This is a genomic window from Legionella maioricensis, assembly GCF_023618015.1.
GTDB lineage: Bacteria > Pseudomonadota > Gammaproteobacteria > Legionellales > Legionellaceae > Legionella > Legionella maioricensis.
In genome coordinates this window covers 104,756-120,501 of record NZ_JAJKBJ010000006.1, presented here as the reverse complement: position 1 = coordinate 120,501, position 15,746 = coordinate 104,756, and the positions used below count along the sequence as shown (strand labels likewise).

Sequence of the window (15,746 nt, the reverse complement as noted above, 5' to 3'; positions counted from 1 at the left end):
TAGGGTTTTGTTTTTTTATAGAGTTATCATCAATGATGATCAATGAGATCAAACCAGGTAAGATCTCATTGATTAAGAAATGAATCTATTATCCCATGAAAGGTAGAGCCTTTCCTGTTGGTTGAGTATAGACTCCGCTATTATATTCTTGCCAGTTTTCGGCAGGTTTAATGGGGCAATGTTTTGAAACCATGTGCCATCCCGGTTGGTACTTCACGCAGGAGGCCTGAATGGGCCCAACGGCTACAACCATGGAAGTAGCGATTATTAATCCTGCTACTGATGATTTAATCTTCATGCATATCTCCTTATTCTTTAGTATCTCCGATTGATTAAAATTTAATCAATATGATTATAGGTCGTTCTCATAAAAATGCAAGTGTATTTACAGTTTTGAATAGTCTTACTGGTTACTGACTTCACCCCAAACGGCCGATAGGACACGATGAGAATCCCTCACTAAATGCTTTTCTTAATTTAATAAACAACTCAAAAAATAGACTATATTTATAGATGTAATTTAGTGTTCTAAGCGTAAATTGCAGCTTTAAGGAGATAAATATGCCCCTTTATTTATTAAATATTCATAGTAATGAGGCTAGAGAAATTTTAATCGAATTAGATGACCTGTCTCCTCTTCTTCAGGAGGGGTTGCTTGTAGAAGCCAAAAATAAAAAGGAAGCAAGGGAATATGCAACAAAACATCATAATACCGTGCGTTCCCCCCAGAAAACAGCCAACATGCCCCCCGAGGAAATTCAGATTAGAACAGATTATCGCAATCTTTGGAAAGATCCTGATATTTCATCAGTCCAGGAAGTCTCTTCCTCTTGAAATAAAAATGAAATGAGTGGCTCCGCAGGAGTTTTTATTGATTTCCGGAATATTACGTCTCCACATGCTCATCTGGAAAAGTGTTTAAGGTAAGCAATAGAGTCAATATGAGCCGTTATCTGATTCAGTGACTTCATTTTTAGCAGAATCTGTCGCGGGTAAGCCATGAAACTCAATATAACTTTCCTCTCCACAGATAATTTCATTACGACAAAAGTAAGGCGGTGCAGGACTTTTAGTAATAATTAAATCCTCCGAGAAAGAAGAGGAGAATTGATCACTACGGCTCGCTATTTCTAACTCCAAAGTAGCATTCTCAGGAATGGCGGCTCCAGCTGGAGTCAAACTCCACTGCAATCTCACCTGTTGATTGGGTATCAAAGGAGTCGGTTGATCCACAGCCATCACCCATTCGAATTCAGAAGAGAGTGACTCATCAATTTGATGTACTGCTGGGCGTAAGTGTCCCATGCCAATATGATGGTATTTTTTATCTGCATCGACCCAACCTAAGCGAGCAATTAAATAGGAGTCAATCTCGTTGCAACGAAAATTAATCGAGATACGAATAGCTCCAGCAACAGTAATTGAGTGTTTCATTGGAAAATGAAAGATCAAATTCTGTGGAGTAATTGCCTCCAGCTCCGGAAGTGTTTGAATTCCTGGAGGTATACTATAAAAAGTAAGTACCTCATTATTCGAAGCGGGCTCTTCGAGTAAGGAATAGTTCTGAGGATTATCTTTAGTTGCCGGGCCAAGATAATAACGCACCCATTTCGCGTTTGGAGGAGGAAAAGAAGATGAAGATATAAATTTGTTTGCCCCAGATACCCAATAGCGCACTGGAGATTGCTCCTCATAGCCGTTATTCAGGCCGTACACTATGTAATCGAAAAAAGCCAAAGCCTCTTGCTGCCAGGAATAAACAGGAAGTTTATATTCGGCAGGGCCTACAATTAACCATCGAGGCAATTCCTTATTCCCCGCGCGTGAATATAAATCATAAGCCCCAAACTGATGCAAAGAGACGTACGCTTGATTTTGCACCACAACAAAGGGAACATTGATATTTGCCAAGTCGAGATAAGGGCCCCGACCGATGGGGCTAAGCTCCCCATAAGTTGACTCGGTTAAAAATTTCTTATAATAAAGCAAAGCTTGAGTATTGATTCTATGTTCTTTCTGCTTATCAATAATCTTGGATAGATGAGGTTTCAACAATCGATATAAATAAGGACGATTAAAAATATAACTAAGCACAGCCCGCATGTTGGGCTTTATGTAACGATGAAGTGCTGCATCAGTAAAATTAGCCCCCAACCATAAGTTAAAAAAATCGAGATTGGGTAACCCACCATAATAAAAAACCTGGCGATAAAAATCGGTGCAGATCTCATTTGCAAAAAAAGCGCGTAAGCCTTGCGGCTTTTTTGTAGCGACTAAGGCTTGATTCATCCCATAGTACGACGTACCAAATAAGCAGACATCACCGGAACACCAAGACTGTTGCGCAGCCCATTCAATACAACAAACATGAGCCGCTACTTGTTCGTCACTCATCCAGGGCTGTAAAATACCCTCTGAACGACCAACTCCTCGCGCGGTAACCACCACTTGGGCATAGCCTCGGTCATTAGAAAGAGGCGGTGAGCCTATTTCATTGGATCCCGTTGGTATTCCAATAGTATGCAAGTCACGATTATAAGCTGAAAACTGCACAATAGCCGGGTAACGTCCAGGCTCTTTGGGCAAATAAACATCGGCAGATAAATGAAGACCATCAGGCAGCGGAATCATCACATCGGATAAAAGGCGAGAACCCAATCCTTGCCGGGCAAATGCTTTAGGCTTCCAGCCAGCATATTGCAGCCCCCCTAACTGAACATGTAGCGGTATAGCCATTGACTGCTCCTTATCATGAAATATTTCCAGTATGCTTAAATACATTATAGTCATAGTCGACTTAACTGAGCCAACATCACATAAGCCGAAGACAAGCCAAAAAAATACACCTTAAGCCTACTGGTACACATACTCTTTTTCTATTTCGTTATTGTTTTCACTCTTTTGGGGATGTGATAATAACCCGTAATGCAGCATACCTTGTATTGGCCATTGTAATTGCTGATGCTCGCTTACTTTACCATTGCATGAACTCAAAATGAGTTGCCCCTTATCGTTAAAAATGGAAAAGTTTCTGTCATCGGGCAAATGGGTTATTGCCGTCGTAGATAGCGAGGCATTCCTGGGATTAGTAACGAGCGCCGCGTACATTGAATCCATGCGGCTTTCTATTGTTTCATCCTGTAACGATTTAAAATACTTTTGTGCACAAAGAGAGAGGGAGGCTGCACTGCCTGCAAGCGTTTTGACAAGTCCTTTTTCCCCGGAAGGGAGAATTCCCTCTTTCATCAGAAAATTACCGTCTTTATCTGCCAGATAGAAACTACTCTGCTCCTTACGAATATCGAGAGAGCCCAGTTTATGCACATCATCTTTGCAACCTGTAGGTCTTAAGGCACCTGTAGGTCCTAAGGCATCAGTGACCAGAATAATTTTGTTTTTAAGTGAATTCCCTATGAGAGAAATAAAAGACGTAGATAGGTGTACGCCATCAACAATCAGTTCAATACCGGGTGGGCAACTCTCCGGATTTTCGAGGATCCATTGGACAACATGACTTTTGGCGTCTTTTAAGGTAAGCATTCGTGTTTCTCTGCTACACGACTCCAGGCAAGCATTACCTACATGAGTAAATCCACAAGCACCTGCTGCAATGGCTCGCCCAATGACCTCTTTATCTTCGGGATTGCAGTGACCAATAAACACTTTTACAAAAATACCTTCCTTTTCAAGATCCTTGGTCTGTTTAATAAACTCTTCTGCACCGGGTAAATCTGGAGCAATAGTTATTTTCCAGTGTTTTATATTAGGCGCAGCCTTAATGATCTCCCGAAATTGCGCCATACTAATGCTATCTTGCAATGCACTTATCGCATGCGCGCCTTTACAACTCTTTGAGATAAATGGCCCCTCTAAATGGACACCCACTATCTGAGTCGCACCGGCAGTAGGTTTTTGCTCTTGTTTTTGGACAAAATCATTAAGTTTTATCAGTGCCTTTTTTAAGGCAGGTAACGGCATCGATACAAAGGTTGCTAAAGCATAAGAAAGCCCGGTTTTTCCCAGGGCGCCGACAATGATTTCTAGCCCCTCGTCACTAAGCTCATCCCCAATATCAGCAAAATCAATACCTCCTTGGCCATGAACGTGAGAATCTAACATTCCCGGCATTAAGAAATAACTCCCTTTACAATCAATAATCTTCGGCTCTTTAAGATGGGATAAATCATCGTCAATATGAAATACTGTCTTTAGGCCATCTTCTGTCACCAGCACATGTCTTAGCTGTTTAATCCCAGCATCGCTATAAACATAAATATTTTTAATTAACATTGAATACCTCGTAGGGATAAATTCCGTTCTATTTATGGCTCAGCTCTGGTCTAGAGAGCGTCCCCCTATCAGGAAATACTCTAGAGTTTCTCTTCTAAATTAGCTAGAATCGAAAATCAGATAAGTCGAGTCTTTTATAATTCATTAGCATCCTGCGTCAGTGTCATCATAACAAAAGAAAGGGATGAGATGAATGAAGTGTAACACCCCCCTTTTGAAGTAGTTTCTCCTTATTCTGATTCTTGGTTTTTATAGGATATAACGTCTCTAATTCTTGGAGAAAATAGTATGTTTGATCACATTATTGTTAGAGAAACACCGGAAGGAATGGCGCACAAAGCAGCTCGCGCGATTCAAAAGAAAATCATGGAAAATAATGAGAAAAAAATACCCACTGTCCTGGGACTGGCCACAGGAAGCACGCCTGAACCCGTGTATAAAGAATTAGTGCGCATGCATAAAGAGGAAAAACTGGACTTTTCATCGGTAATCACATTTAATTTGGATGAGTACCTTGGTTTAGAGCCAACTCATAGTCAATCTTATCATTACTACATGCATCACCATCTTTTCGGCCATGTTAATATCAAAAAAGAAAACATTCATATGCTTGATGGAACGATATCGCCTGACTTAATTGACCAACATGTCAAAGAGTATGAAGAGAAGATTCAACAAGTTGGTGGAATAGACATTCAACTTTTAGGTATAGGTGTGAATGGTCATATTGGTTTTAACGAACCGGGCTCCGCACTGGACTCTAAAACACGATTAGTAGAGCTGGATGATAAGACTCGCGAGGCAAATAAGCGCTTTTTTAGTTGCAAAGAGGTCGTACCAACGCATGCATTAACCATGGGAATTGGAACGATTTTTAAACTCTGCAAAGCCTGTTATTTGTTAGCGACAGGTTCAACAAAGGCAGATATTATTGCAGAGGTTATTTCCTCCTCGTCCGCTGATAAATGCATCCCGGCAACAGCCTTATATGATCATCAAAACGTAACGGTCATACTTGATGAAAAAGCAGCAGCCAAATTACCAGAATCCGTTAAACCCAAAACAACATTATTATCGTCTAAAAGTTTCTATGTTGCGCCTAAAATTCCAGAGGCAACCCAATTCCCTGTTCCTGTTTATGAGGGTAGCACACCAACTCAGGTTGGTACCTTTATGTAATTAGCGTGTAAGCAGGGCTTAGCAGCCCTGCTTACGCTTGCTAAAACGGATATGGCTGCTTGTTTTGCTACTTTAACAATAACCAGCACTCGGTTAATAATTCTGTTTCAGCAACCTCGTGATCAAAATTGTAGTAACAAAAAATACACGGTAAGTCGCCAAGCTCTTCATTGGATTCGGGTAACCAATCACGATACAAACCATACACCGCATCACCAATATTTTCACGAGTTCCCTTATGCAGGGTCACTGCATATCGGCCAGCAGGCAATCTTTTTTCGATGATCTCGCCTTCGAGTTTTAATTGCTCTGGTACCGTAATACCAAGATCAAAACGAAACTCGGAAACAGGCGTTGTTTTTGGATCATCATAAGCAAACCCAAAAGACTCACCCGCTTTAGGTTGCAAATTCATTGCTTGCTCTTTCGCCCAATGAATCAATTTATTGACACTGTCGCCCAATTTTTCAGGGTCGCCACGGTGCTCTATCACCGCCAAACGCCTTTCCTTCATATTTTTGATAACCACATTCATTGTCATTTCACCTCGTTTGGGCAAACAATACGGCATTTCCCACACGTGCCAGTTGGACTGAGACCTAAACTCACTTGGGCTCACGCCGCAAATTTGTTTAAATACCCGAGAAAAGGACTCATGCGACTCAAACCCCGCATTGATTGCAATATCTAAAATGGATTTATCTTTAGCCACTATCAGTTGATGGGCCGCGCGTTTCAGGCGTAACCAGCGGATGTAGTGTTGTAAAGATAATCCGGTGTAAGCTGTAAATAATCGATGAAAATGATATTTTGAAAAGCATGCAATAGAACTCAATTGGTTTAGCGTCAGTTTTTCATCAAGATGTTGCCCGATAAACTCTATTACTTTTTTTAATTGCCGTTCATAGTTCATACTTATCTCAGTTTAAAATTATCATCTTATTTACCCCAACAAGATTACTCTGCTCATGGAATACTTATTTGACCATTATTGCTAAATTTAGCAAATAATTAAGTACTCTAGGCTACATTTGTAATAACGTTTCAAAAGGAACATGGGAATAAGTATATTAGGGCATATAGATATTAGAAAAAATTTAACCATTAACTAAGGAGAAGATAATGCCTGCAACAAATCAGGGTAGGAATGAAAATACAGTACTTATTACTCGCGCCGATGCTCCTGGCCAAGACAGCCATTTCAACTGGTCAAAAAATAAACTATATGATTATGGCAAAGCAGTATCCAATACTTACCAGCTCCTCATGAACTTTGATGCCAAAAATGATCCCAATGCCTTTCATCATTTATTGCAAAGTCAATTTGACGCACTTCCCGAAGACGAGGTAAAAATTTTAGAGATTCCTGTTTTAGCACCAGGAAAAGATAAAATTTGTCAGCGAATAGTAGCCATAGGTAACCCAGTTATTCTGGCCGAGCTGCGCAAAATCCCACGTGCTGAAACTGTAGAGCCTGATTATTTCACCAGAAATCCCAATACACCTAAAATTAGCGGAGGACGTGCCTTTGGTTCTGTTTTGGAAGCCATTGGTATGGGTATTTTGAGTGCCGAACACGAGTTGCATGCTCCTTTTAGCCAAGAAATGATCGCCACATTAACCATGAGATCTATTAACGAAACACCCTCTAAAACAGAAAACTCCCATAAACCATGGTTTATTGAGGTCGTTAAAGAGGAAACCAAGATTTTAATTAATGCCATGAAGCAAGCAGCGGCATCGCAACAGCAATTCAGTCCTGATTTTCGCTTCTATGCATTGAAAGTTTTTCTTAGAGGCTTCTACCCCAATGCCTCCTGGAAGGATGAATGGATTCACCAATTATCACAAGCGATTGAAGACATTTCGGACTCCGCTTTTAAGCATGTGGTAGACCCCTACGCGAATGTAGAAAAATTAAGAAAAGAAGCCAAGCTCAGACTAGATCCCTTTATTGATCTTATTATGCAAGAGGATCAGTCATTTTTCCTTAGCAAAGACTATGTTGCTCACACGACCCCCGATATTTTAAGGCAAATCATCATTTCGCTTCTTTTTGCCGGTGGCGATAACATTAAAAAATATTTGGATCATGTCTTTGTCGAATTTGGTAATGAATCGATTCGCAATCGCTATTTAAAAGAAAAACCCAGCGCTGAATATTTGAAAATATTAATTCAGGAAATTGGCCGGCTGCATACCACTATCTATGCACAGCCCGGAAAAGCCTTGGAAGACTTTACTATTGAATATAAAGGAAAAAAAATCCTCATCAAGGCTGGTGATGAATTGCACTACACCACCTGGGTAGCTAACCGTGATACCATGGAATGGGGGCCTAAAGCTGGGCAATTTAATCCGGAAGAACATCAACCGCATTATACCAAACTCAATCCCTTAGCTACATTTGGGTCTGGTTCCAGAGTGTGCCGTGGTAAATACCTGACTTTAGCAATGATTGAATACATTACTGAACAGGCCCTGGAATTATTCTCTTGGGATGCATTAGTCAATAAAGAAAAAAATCATCATCCTACTGAGTTTAATTTTAACAATGGGGTTAAGGGAAAGATAGAGTACACTTTTAGGTCACGACCACAAGCGCCGCTTGTAACTCCCGAAGCAATTCCAGAAACGGCAAAAGAAAAGGGCTCTCGCACCTGGGGGCCTGTTTCTGAATTTTCTCCCGGCATGAGCGCACTATCAGGCCTCTTCTCAGACCATAAGCTGCCGGCAGAGCCCCCCATTGTTCCCACAAACGACTCAACAAAGGAAGTGACCGAGACACTATATATCAATACCCTATAAATAAATGAAATTAATGCGCAGCATTGTTGTTAATGTTGCGCATTATTTTTAGAAACATCAGTTATTACCAACAAGGCTGACTCCAACCAGCTTCGCGACTCCATGTCATGAGACAAGGATTGTTTTTCCCCAAAACAAGGGGCAGCGTATTCCATGGCTGCTGGCCACCAATAAGTTGTTGTTGATTAATCCATGTTCCAGACCATGGAGCAGTTATTTCCGCCTGCAATTGTACCAAGCTAAATTTAAAACCAAGACACGGGTACATTAACACACCTCCTGTGCAATAAATGGCCTGAATTTTTTAAAAAAAATTTATTTAATAAATCATTATCTAGATTTGTTTCACGCGAACGCTACTTAAAACCATACTAGGTTATTTTTATGGTAATTCAAAGAGAGAGCAGTTGAGTATTAGAAAATGACCCGTCTGACACCCCATAGATTATTTAAATAATAGCAAGGTGTGAGGATGCGATAATCAGGTCCTTGGTAATGGCTGTCGGTAATAATCCAATCGCCACGATGAGGCCGCCAATCTTTTTGAGGGCAAGATTCGTTAGGCGCGATTTGCTCGGAATGAATAGCGTCAGGGGCATCATTCACTTGTTTTCCTGTCCACATCACCACATGCACTACAGCTGTAGAGTTGTTAGGTCGTCTTGCGGAAATAAATAATAAATCGCCGGGGTGTAAGGCGGTTAAATCCGAACTAAGGATACTACCGGGATGTTTATTACCCGAACTGTCAATTACCGATAAATACCCCCCATGACCGGCACACGAGTGGTTCACTTCAATACTGTTATCTCGACAAACTAATTTACCCGCTGCATTGGGATTATCAAGCACATTAGTCCCTGATTGCTGATTGGGAGATAAGTTATTTTGGGTTTTATCAGCACGCTGCCCTGCCTGGTATTTTATATTGCTGCTGAACATTAATCCCAAAGCAAAATTATATAAAAAAGTGGTGTAATTACTGCAATCCATGCCATGCCACATAGTGTTATTAATCCAATTAGTGCGAGTTTCAGCCCCCGTTCCCTTATAATTCCATCGGACTTGTTGATGGTAATAAACTGAACCCGGCATAATATTTTTAGCAACACTGCAATATCCGCCTTTGTTGTGCTTGGCATCCCGCCTTTCTAAAGGAGTAGCATAATCAGGTAAATAATGATGACAATAATTTAATTTTTGTTTAATCCAATAATCAGCCGCAGCAAGAACTCGTTGTCTTTGCCAATCTTTATTATTCAAACAGGTTAGCAGTTCTGAACTTAAGCGTAAGATATTCCGTGCCGGCCCCCATCCGCGGACAAATCGCTTAGTATGCAACGGTTGCTGCAATTCATAATCAAAATTGGCTACGTTGTTCTGACATGAGAAAGATATAGAGTCAGAATTTGCAGAAAGGGGCCATAATAAAATTAATAGAGGAATTAAAATTAATTTTTTTATAAAGATTAATGATTGATTCATCATTTTCATTTTAGTTGGTTTAGTTAAAAAAATTAAAAAGTGTCGCGCTCTTAATAATATAGCAGATCAAAAAGCCCCGTCACTTAGAACATTAGCGAGAGATCTCGGAAATAAGCACTGTGCTGCATTGGAAAGATCTCTCGCTAACGCTCGAGATGACGGCTCAATAGTAGCTCTTAAGCCGCGTTCCGTCATCCCGAGGAGTTTGCGACGAGGGATCTCCTGAAATGGGCATGAGCCAAATGTTGGAGATCCTTCGCTGCGCTCTGGATGACGTTCTTAACCTCGGCCCCGAACCGATTAATGTCCCATTTTTTAATCGATAAGAATGGCATTTCGCGAAGGTATAATTTTTTTCCCTTTATATAGAGAAAAAATTTTCGTGATTTCTGCACCAATAAAAAAAATTTGAGAAGAATAAAAGACCCAGACTAAGATGATAATTAAAGAGCCTGCAGCTCCAAACACTGAAGCTATATGAAATTTGTTAAGATAAAATCCCAGTAGAATTTTTCCCATACTAAATAATAATGAAGTGATTAAAGCTCCTAGCCACACATCACGCCAGCTTAACTCAACATCGGGCAAAATTTTAAATGTCATAGCAAATAATAGGGTAATAATAAAAAACGATATTAAGTGACTTATTATTAAGTCAATAAAAATATTGGTTCCCATAAAACGATTCAGGTAATTACTTAAGAGGGCTAGAGAGGTATTTAAAATCAATGAGACTAATAATAAAAAAGCCACTCCTAAAACCATGATAAAGGGGAAAAACCTACTTCTTATTTTTACAAGCCATCCTAGATCGGACCTTGTTCTGACACCCCATATATTATTTAGCCCCTGTTGGATTTCACTAAATACCCCTGATGCGCTAACCAAAAGAACAACAAGACTAACTATTCTGGCATAAAATGCTGTAGTGGGTTTATTGGCACTGAGAATTATTTCCTGGATTTGTAACGCAGTTTCCTTATCTATTAAACGGCTTATTTGCGCCACTATTTCACCGCGAGCAGCATCTTCACCAAATAATATGCCCACGATTGAAATACATATCAATAAAATGGGCATCAAAGAAAATACGGTGTAATAAGCAAGTGCGGCAGCTTGACTTGAAATTCTATCTTGGCTCCAACTAAAAAAAAGTTTTTTTACAAACTGCCAAAATGTCATTAGAAGCATTTTAATCCCTTAAAACTAAATTATAATAATTGTTTAATAGTACTGAATCATAAAAGAGTCTATTTCATTTGAGTACATTAGAAAAACATTTCGATGAAACACCGTCTCTCTGATTTTAGACTACTATAAACATTTTCAACGGAAGGAAAATCATGTCACATCCTATGCTTAATACCCCTTTCTGCAAACGATTAGGTCTGACATGGCCCCTCATCCAGGCGCCCTTGGGCGGCGGTCCATCAACACCGGCATTAGTCGCTGCGGTTTCAAATGAGGGCGCTCTGGGCTCATTAGGCGCGGCCTATTTGCCACCGGTGGATATTGAGCAAACAATCAATCACATTAAAAAGCTTACTCCAAGGCCTTTTGGAGTTAATTTATTTGCGCCTGCGCAGCCCCTGGAGATCAATGCAACCCAAGTTAATGCAGCACTCAAGGTTACCCACCCATTCAGGCAAGAGCTAGCTCTTCCTGAGCCGTTGATTCAAGCTCCTTTTGAAGAGTCTTTCGAAGAACAAATGGCAGTGGTGCTAAAATGTAAACCCGCTGTTTTTAGTTTCACTTTCGGATTAATCGATAAAAAAATTATTAAAGAATGTCGAAAACAAGAAATAATGACTATAGGCACAGCGACTACTCTTGAGGAAGGTATTGCCCTGCAAGAAAGCGGGGTTGATGCCGTTGTGGTGCAAGGCATAGAGGCAGGCGGACATCGCGGCATGTTTTTTGCGGATCAGCAGGACTCTCTAATGGGGACATTCATACTGACCCGAATTATGACTCACACACTTCAAATACCAGTGATTTCATCAGGTGGCATCATGGATGGAAGAAGTATTGCGGCAGTCCTCACTCTAGGGGCTCAAGCAGCTCAATTGGGAACGGCCTTTTTATTATGTGATGAAGCAGGAACAACACCGGCTTACCGAGAAGCGCTGCATCATGCTCAGGGCAATACCACCCAGCTCACTCGTGCTTTTTCAGGGCGTTGGGCACGTGGTATTAAGAATCGCTTCATGATAGAAATGGAAAAGCAGGAGCGCTCCATCCTGCCCTTTCCCGCTCAAAACGCCTTTACTCGCGATATCAGAAAGAAAGCTGCTGAATTGGGGCGATCTGAATTCTTATCTTTATGGGCTGGACAAGGAGTAGAACTCATCCGCAAAATGAAAGCTAAAGAGTTGGTCCAGACCTTAGGTGAGGAAACTCTGGCGGCATTGTGTGAGCGATAGAGAGTTATTCCGCACCAAGGGGCTCCTTGTAAATCAGCTGATGGGGATCAAAACAAACAAACATTAAATCATCTGCGGGCTTTTTCGTAACGCAGTCAATGCAATAATGATGCAATCTGGACTCAATCTCAAAACCGCATTTTTCTGCAACTCGTCTGCTACGAATATTTTCAACCTGAGTCACAATCTGAACTCTTGCTGCATGTAAGGTTTCAAAAGCAAATCGAGCCAATGCGGTGACCATCTCGGTTGCTAATCCCAATCCAGTGTATTTGGTCATCAGCCAATAGCCAATTTCATAGAGCGGTACCATTGGATTGCTGCGATAGTTGTAACCACAAGCCCCAATGATTTCTTGATACTCTTTATGCACAACAACCAGTGGAAAATCTCTTTGATCTTCATCTCGCCAACTTTCAATACCGGCCCGAACAAACTGAATGGTTGGCTCAAGACTGGGATCTGAAGCCCAGGGCATCCATCGCTGAAGCTCTGGTAATGACTCATTAATCGCCTGATTTAATGGCCTTTCATCGCCAAGGGTGGGAGTGCGTAAAATCAAGCGCTTCGTTTCAATTATGGGTAACATATAAAAACCTGTTAAAGGACATTGTTGAATTCTCTTTGCTGCATTTGTCGTGATAACTTTAAAGGCATTATTGATTGTACACTTGCAGAACAGGTTCAGATTATCCCACTATGATTTCATGATAGAACTTCAATTCCATATTATCGACTAACAATGGCGCCTCGTTATCAATAAAATTTTTTACATAAGAGGTTTTAAGATGACTATCAAAAGCGTCCTGATTTTTAAAACGCTCAATAAAAAACACTACATCAGGATTATCTGTACTTCGATGCATTTCATAGCGCAAACAACCTTCTTCTTTTAGGGTTAAAGGAATTAATTTAGCTAACGTTTCTATAAGCTTTCAACCTTATTGGGCTTAGCTGTCAATTCGGCAGTACAAACTAATTCAGGCATGTTTAACTCCAATGGCATAAAATTCAACCTATCGGTGATGGCGGGATAAACCAGCATGACTATACAATGGAATACAACTAACTTCAAAAATAAAATGGGGGAACTCTTCGCCGGGGTCGATTTGTTTCTGAAGAGTGTTCTCAGTTATAGTTTTCTGCTCGGCATTTTTGCTGAGCCATTTTTGCACAACTTCCCTGGCAATTTCTTTGACTTGAATTCAGGCACACACTATTAATACAATTCTGTGTTGCATCAGCAACACATTTTATCGCATCGTATTTTTCAGCCCCTAGATTATCTGAAGGAATATTTGCCGCCAACGCGGTTAATGAACACCCGATAAAAAAGAATATGGCTACTAATTTAATCACAGAGATCATAATAAGTCCTTATCGTTCCGATTCCTTACTAAACTATAGTTACTCACTATTTTTTTTGCCAGTTTTATGAGGTAGCAGTCCATACTCGTTTTTTTAATCAAGACTTAACAATCGTTTCGATTGCTCTATCCAATAAGGCATATCCAATTCCTGATAAAGAATTAGGGATTTTTAATTCTTATCTGATGATGTTTGCAATCTCTTTACTTCTAGCTTCCGCTCTTTTTTATTAACCATTAAATATATTGCTAAATAGAGAGAAAAATTTTATTGTTGGCTTTTTTCTAATTGTATTAATTTCCAAAGACTTAATTTAGAGCGTGTCAAACCATATAACAAGGAACAGTTAATGAAGAACTCTTTTGTAATAAAAAAACTCGGCTTTTACGATTCAGAGAAAGGTTATTGGCGAACCCTATTCAAGGATGAGCCTCATATTAAAGAGCTTCGTCCTTTCGTTAAAAAAATTGAAGGAAAAGAAAGAGACCTCTCTCCTGAAGAGCTCTACGGTTTAGTAGAAATTTTATTGGGAAAAAATACGAGAAGTGATTCACTAAGTGGCGAAGCTTTTCGTGATCTGGCTAATGGGTTTGGTGGTTTTGCGGTACTTGACCTGCTGCAGCATAATGAGAGATTAACGGCAGACAATCTCGTTTTTTTTGAGAGAAATTCGGAGCATGCTAAAGAGTTGGCGCCCCTCGTGATGTCTTTAGCACACAAAATAAATTCATCTGAAATGCTCGCCTTATTCAAATTATCTAAAAGAATGCAGGATACTGATAAAGCACTCTTTTTTAAGTTTCTTAATAACTGTGAGGCAAACAAGTTATTTGTTTACATTAAGTTATTATGTCTTTTAAACCAACATAAAATTCATATTGATAATTTAGTGGCCTTATTGACGGATGCAAAAGACGTTCTCTTCATTCACCAGATCATAGACACCTTAGTTTCTGTAAATTCAGGCTTGCTTACTGCAACAAATGTGGCCAAGACTTTGCAACTAAAGCATCCTTATTATTTTAGTAAATTGTTTAAAGTGTTGCCGATAACCCAAGAACAATTTGATGATTTATTAGGGGTAGAAGGTACATTAGATAAAAGCTCATTTGCTGAAGAAATCATTAAGGCTTTCAATTCCGCCGGTTGGGAGCTCAAGCCTTGGCTAAAGCAGATTTTAACTCCAACAAAATACAGTATCGATGTAGCATTTGCCATTCAGAAACTTAGAGAAATTAAAGTACCTTCTGAACATCTTTTCTTAATTTTAACGCATGTTTTTAATTATCCTCATGCCAGCACAGATTTCGCAGAGGCAGTAGTTATCTTAAGTGAAATTGGGTTGGAGGACAAAGAGCTAAAAATCCTTTGTGGCGTCATCCCAGAGCCTGTCCCCGTGGCAAAAGCTATTGTTATACTTAAAAAAGAACAATCGTATCGCGAAGAAACTCTAAACGTTGTCAGGACTTATCCTGAACATGCCAGGGGGTTAGCTTTAGGATTAGTTTTCTTTGATAAACTCGGAACTCCTGCTTCCGAAGCGTGTAAAACGATGCTTCAACATCCTGAATGCGCAGAAATGACAACACGAGTTTTAGAGTATTTACGAGAAAATAATTTACATAAAGAGCCTATTGCTCTCGCTGTTTGTCAATCCAGAATATCCCAAGGTGCCTTCCTCAGTCTGTTAAAAACGATGAAAAAAGCTGGTCTTTTAAACCAGTCCAATCTGGAGCTCCTTTTTCCCAAAATGAGTTTTATTAAAACTCTGGCAAGTGCCGCAAACTGTTTGGCTCATGTAGATAAACTGGATCAAGATAATTTTAGTTCATTAATCATCGACCCTATAAACTCATTATTCTTAGCCAAAAACCTAGGAGGTAGACCCTATCCTAAATCGCTCAAGTTCTTCTCCGATAATGGGGCAAAAAGTTTCGACAACATTTGCGAAAAAGCTCAAATTCTGGCCCAAGTGAAAAGACAAGGTGGCTTTTTCATGGCAATGACTAAGGAGCAAGAGCATTCTTTTCAACAAGCTACAGGAAAAACCATAAGTAAAGTCCAAGATGAAACATTAATTAAAATTGCATCATACTGTGGAAATAATGGCTTGGATGCAGAGACAGAGCATCATGTTGCGAGTACTACTTATCTTTCGCAAAAATAGGAGCTGTTGACTTTTTTTCTTCAACG

The 15,746-nt window shown here is 40.0% G+C and carries 15 protein-coding genes; 5 read left to right on the top strand and 10 right to left on the bottom strand.

Annotation, left to right across the window (positions count from 1 at the left end):
- Positions 1-88: 88 nt before the first annotated feature.
- Positions 89-298 carry a hypothetical protein gene (locus tag LOX96_RS07195; RefSeq protein WP_250420924.1) on the bottom strand — a complete coding sequence of 70 codons (210 nt, stop codon included), beginning with the start codon at positions 296-298 and terminating at the stop codon, positions 89-91.
- A 263-nt stretch (positions 299-561) separates the two neighbouring features.
- Between LOX96_RS07195 and LOX96_RS07190 the strand changes: the two genes are divergently transcribed.
- On the top strand, positions 562-834 hold the full coding sequence (locus tag LOX96_RS07190; RefSeq protein WP_250420923.1) for a hypothetical protein: 273 nt from the start codon (positions 562-564) through the stop codon (positions 832-834).
- A gap of 102 nt (positions 835-936) precedes the next feature.
- Here the strand turns inward: LOX96_RS07190 and LOX96_RS07185 are convergent, their stop codons facing one another.
- Together LOX96_RS07185 and LOX96_RS07180 are read right to left on the bottom strand one after the other, a co-directional pair.
- Positions 937-2,736: a CocE/NonD family hydrolase gene (locus LOX96_RS07185; protein ID WP_250420922.1), complete on the bottom strand. Its 1,800-nt coding sequence runs from the start codon at positions 2,734-2,736 to the stop codon at positions 937-939.
- A 117-nt stretch (positions 2,737-2,853) separates the two neighbouring features.
- Positions 2,854-4,290, bottom strand: a complete 1,437-nt coding sequence (locus tag LOX96_RS07180) for an N-acetylglucosamine-6-phosphate deacetylase (protein WP_250420921.1) — start codon at positions 4,288-4,290, stop codon at positions 2,854-2,856.
- Between the two features lie 288 nt (positions 4,291-4,578).
- Here LOX96_RS07180 and nagB point away from each other — a divergent pair, with 288 nt between their 5' ends.
- Positions 4,579-5,469 carry a glucosamine-6-phosphate deaminase gene (gene nagB / locus LOX96_RS07175; protein WP_250420920.1) on the top strand — a complete coding sequence of 297 codons (891 nt, stop codon included), beginning with the start codon at positions 4,579-4,581 and terminating at the stop codon, positions 5,467-5,469.
- A gap of 67 nt (positions 5,470-5,536) precedes the next feature.
- On the opposite strand, the gene LOX96_RS07170 is transcribed toward nagB, so the two are convergent.
- On the bottom strand, positions 5,537-6,382 hold the full coding sequence (locus tag LOX96_RS07170) for an AraC family transcriptional regulator (protein ID WP_250420919.1): 846 nt from the start codon (positions 6,380-6,382) through the stop codon (positions 5,537-5,539).
- Between the two features lie 209 nt (positions 6,383-6,591).
- On the opposite strand from LOX96_RS07170, the gene LOX96_RS07165 reads away from it, so the two are divergent.
- Entirely contained in the window at positions 6,592-8,277 is a 1,686-nt protein-coding gene (locus LOX96_RS07165) for a cytochrome P450 (RefSeq protein WP_250420918.1), read from the top strand.
- A gap of 64 nt (positions 8,278-8,341) precedes the next feature.
- Here the strand turns inward: LOX96_RS07165 and LOX96_RS07160 are convergent, their stop codons facing one another.
- From LOX96_RS07160 to LOX96_RS07150, 3 genes are all read right to left on the bottom strand, one after another.
- Positions 8,342-8,545, bottom strand: coding sequence for a hypothetical protein (locus LOX96_RS07160; protein WP_250420917.1), 204 nt, complete (start codon positions 8,543-8,545; stop codon positions 8,342-8,344).
- 146 nt (positions 8,546-8,691) lie between these two features.
- Positions 8,692-9,762 (bottom strand): hypothetical protein, encoded by a 1,071-nt coding sequence (locus tag LOX96_RS07155; protein WP_250420916.1) that lies wholly within the window; start codon positions 9,760-9,762, stop codon positions 8,692-8,694.
- A gap of 315 nt (positions 9,763-10,077) precedes the next feature.
- Complete coding sequence (locus LOX96_RS07150; protein ID WP_250420915.1) at positions 10,078-10,953, bottom strand: YihY/virulence factor BrkB family protein; 876 nt, start codon at positions 10,951-10,953, stop codon at positions 10,078-10,080.
- 152 nt (positions 10,954-11,105) lie between these two features.
- On the opposite strand from LOX96_RS07150, the gene LOX96_RS07145 reads away from it, so the two are divergent.
- Positions 11,106-12,185 (top strand): NAD(P)H-dependent flavin oxidoreductase, encoded by a 1,080-nt coding sequence (locus tag LOX96_RS07145; RefSeq protein WP_250420914.1) that lies wholly within the window; start codon positions 11,106-11,108, stop codon positions 12,183-12,185.
- A gap of 4 nt (positions 12,186-12,189) precedes the next feature.
- Here the strand turns inward: LOX96_RS07145 and LOX96_RS07140 are convergent, their stop codons facing one another.
- The 3 genes from LOX96_RS07140 to LOX96_RS07130 all read right to left on the bottom strand — a co-directional run bounded on the left by LOX96_RS07140 (position 12,190) and on the right by LOX96_RS07130 (position 13,553).
- Positions 12,190-12,774 (bottom strand): GNAT family N-acetyltransferase, encoded by a 585-nt coding sequence (locus tag LOX96_RS07140; RefSeq protein ID WP_250420913.1) that lies wholly within the window; start codon positions 12,772-12,774, stop codon positions 12,190-12,192.
- A gap of 100 nt (positions 12,775-12,874) precedes the next feature.
- Positions 12,875-13,114: a putative quinol monooxygenase gene (locus LOX96_RS07135; protein ID WP_348645827.1), complete on the bottom strand. Its 240-nt coding sequence runs from the start codon at positions 13,112-13,114 to the stop codon at positions 12,875-12,877.
- Positions 13,115-13,313: 199 nt separating this feature from the next.
- Positions 13,314-13,553, bottom strand: coding sequence for a hypothetical protein (locus LOX96_RS07130; protein ID WP_250420911.1), 240 nt, complete (start codon positions 13,551-13,553; stop codon positions 13,314-13,316).
- Between the two features lie 349 nt (positions 13,554-13,902).
- Here LOX96_RS07130 and LOX96_RS07125 point away from each other — a divergent pair, with 349 nt between their 5' ends.
- Positions 13,903-15,720: a hypothetical protein gene (locus LOX96_RS07125; RefSeq protein ID WP_250420910.1), complete on the top strand. Its 1,818-nt coding sequence runs from the start codon at positions 13,903-13,905 to the stop codon at positions 15,718-15,720.
- The last annotated feature ends 26 nt before the right edge of the window (positions 15,721-15,746 follow it).

Bases quoted from the DNA above. Each gene is read 5' to 3' on its own strand.
- LOX96_RS07150 (WP_250420915.1), bottom strand. From the start codon at position 10,953: ATGCTTCTAATGACATTTTGGCAGTTTGTAAAAAAACTTTTTTTTAGT.
- LOX96_RS07195 (WP_250420924.1), bottom strand. From the start codon at position 298: ATGAAGATTAAATCATCAGTAGCAGGATTAATAATCGCTACTTCCATG.
- LOX96_RS07170 (WP_250420919.1), bottom strand. From the start codon at position 6,382: ATGAACTATGAACGGCAATTAAAAAAAGTAATAGAGTTTATCGGGCAA.
- LOX96_RS07130 (WP_250420911.1), bottom strand. From the start codon at position 13,553: ATGATCTCTGTGATTAAATTAGTAGCCATATTCTTTTTTATCGGGTGT.
- LOX96_RS07190 (WP_250420923.1), top strand. From the start codon at position 562: ATGCCCCTTTATTTATTAAATATTCATAGTAATGAGGCTAGAGAAATT.
- LOX96_RS07155 (WP_250420916.1), bottom strand. From the start codon at position 9,762: ATGAATCAATCATTAATCTTTATAAAAAAATTAATTTTAATTCCTCTA.
- nagB (WP_250420920.1), top strand. From the start codon at position 4,579: ATGTTTGATCACATTATTGTTAGAGAAACACCGGAAGGAATGGCGCAC.
- LOX96_RS07165 (WP_250420918.1), top strand. From the start codon at position 6,592: ATGCCTGCAACAAATCAGGGTAGGAATGAAAATACAGTACTTATTACT.
- LOX96_RS07180 (WP_250420921.1), bottom strand. From the start codon at position 4,290: ATGTTAATTAAAAATATTTATGTTTATAGCGATGCTGGGATTAAACAG.
- LOX96_RS07140 (WP_250420913.1), bottom strand. From the start codon at position 12,774: ATGTTACCCATAATTGAAACGAAGCGCTTGATTTTACGCACTCCCACC.
- LOX96_RS07160 (WP_250420917.1), bottom strand. From the start codon at position 8,545: ATGTACCCGTGTCTTGGTTTTAAATTTAGCTTGGTACAATTGCAGGCG.
- LOX96_RS07125 (WP_250420910.1), top strand. From the start codon at position 13,903: ATGAAGAACTCTTTTGTAATAAAAAAACTCGGCTTTTACGATTCAGAG.
- LOX96_RS07185 (WP_250420922.1), bottom strand. From the start codon at position 2,736: ATGGCTATACCGCTACATGTTCAGTTAGGGGGGCTGCAATATGCTGGC.
- LOX96_RS07145 (WP_250420914.1), top strand. From the start codon at position 11,106: ATGTCACATCCTATGCTTAATACCCCTTTCTGCAAACGATTAGGTCTG.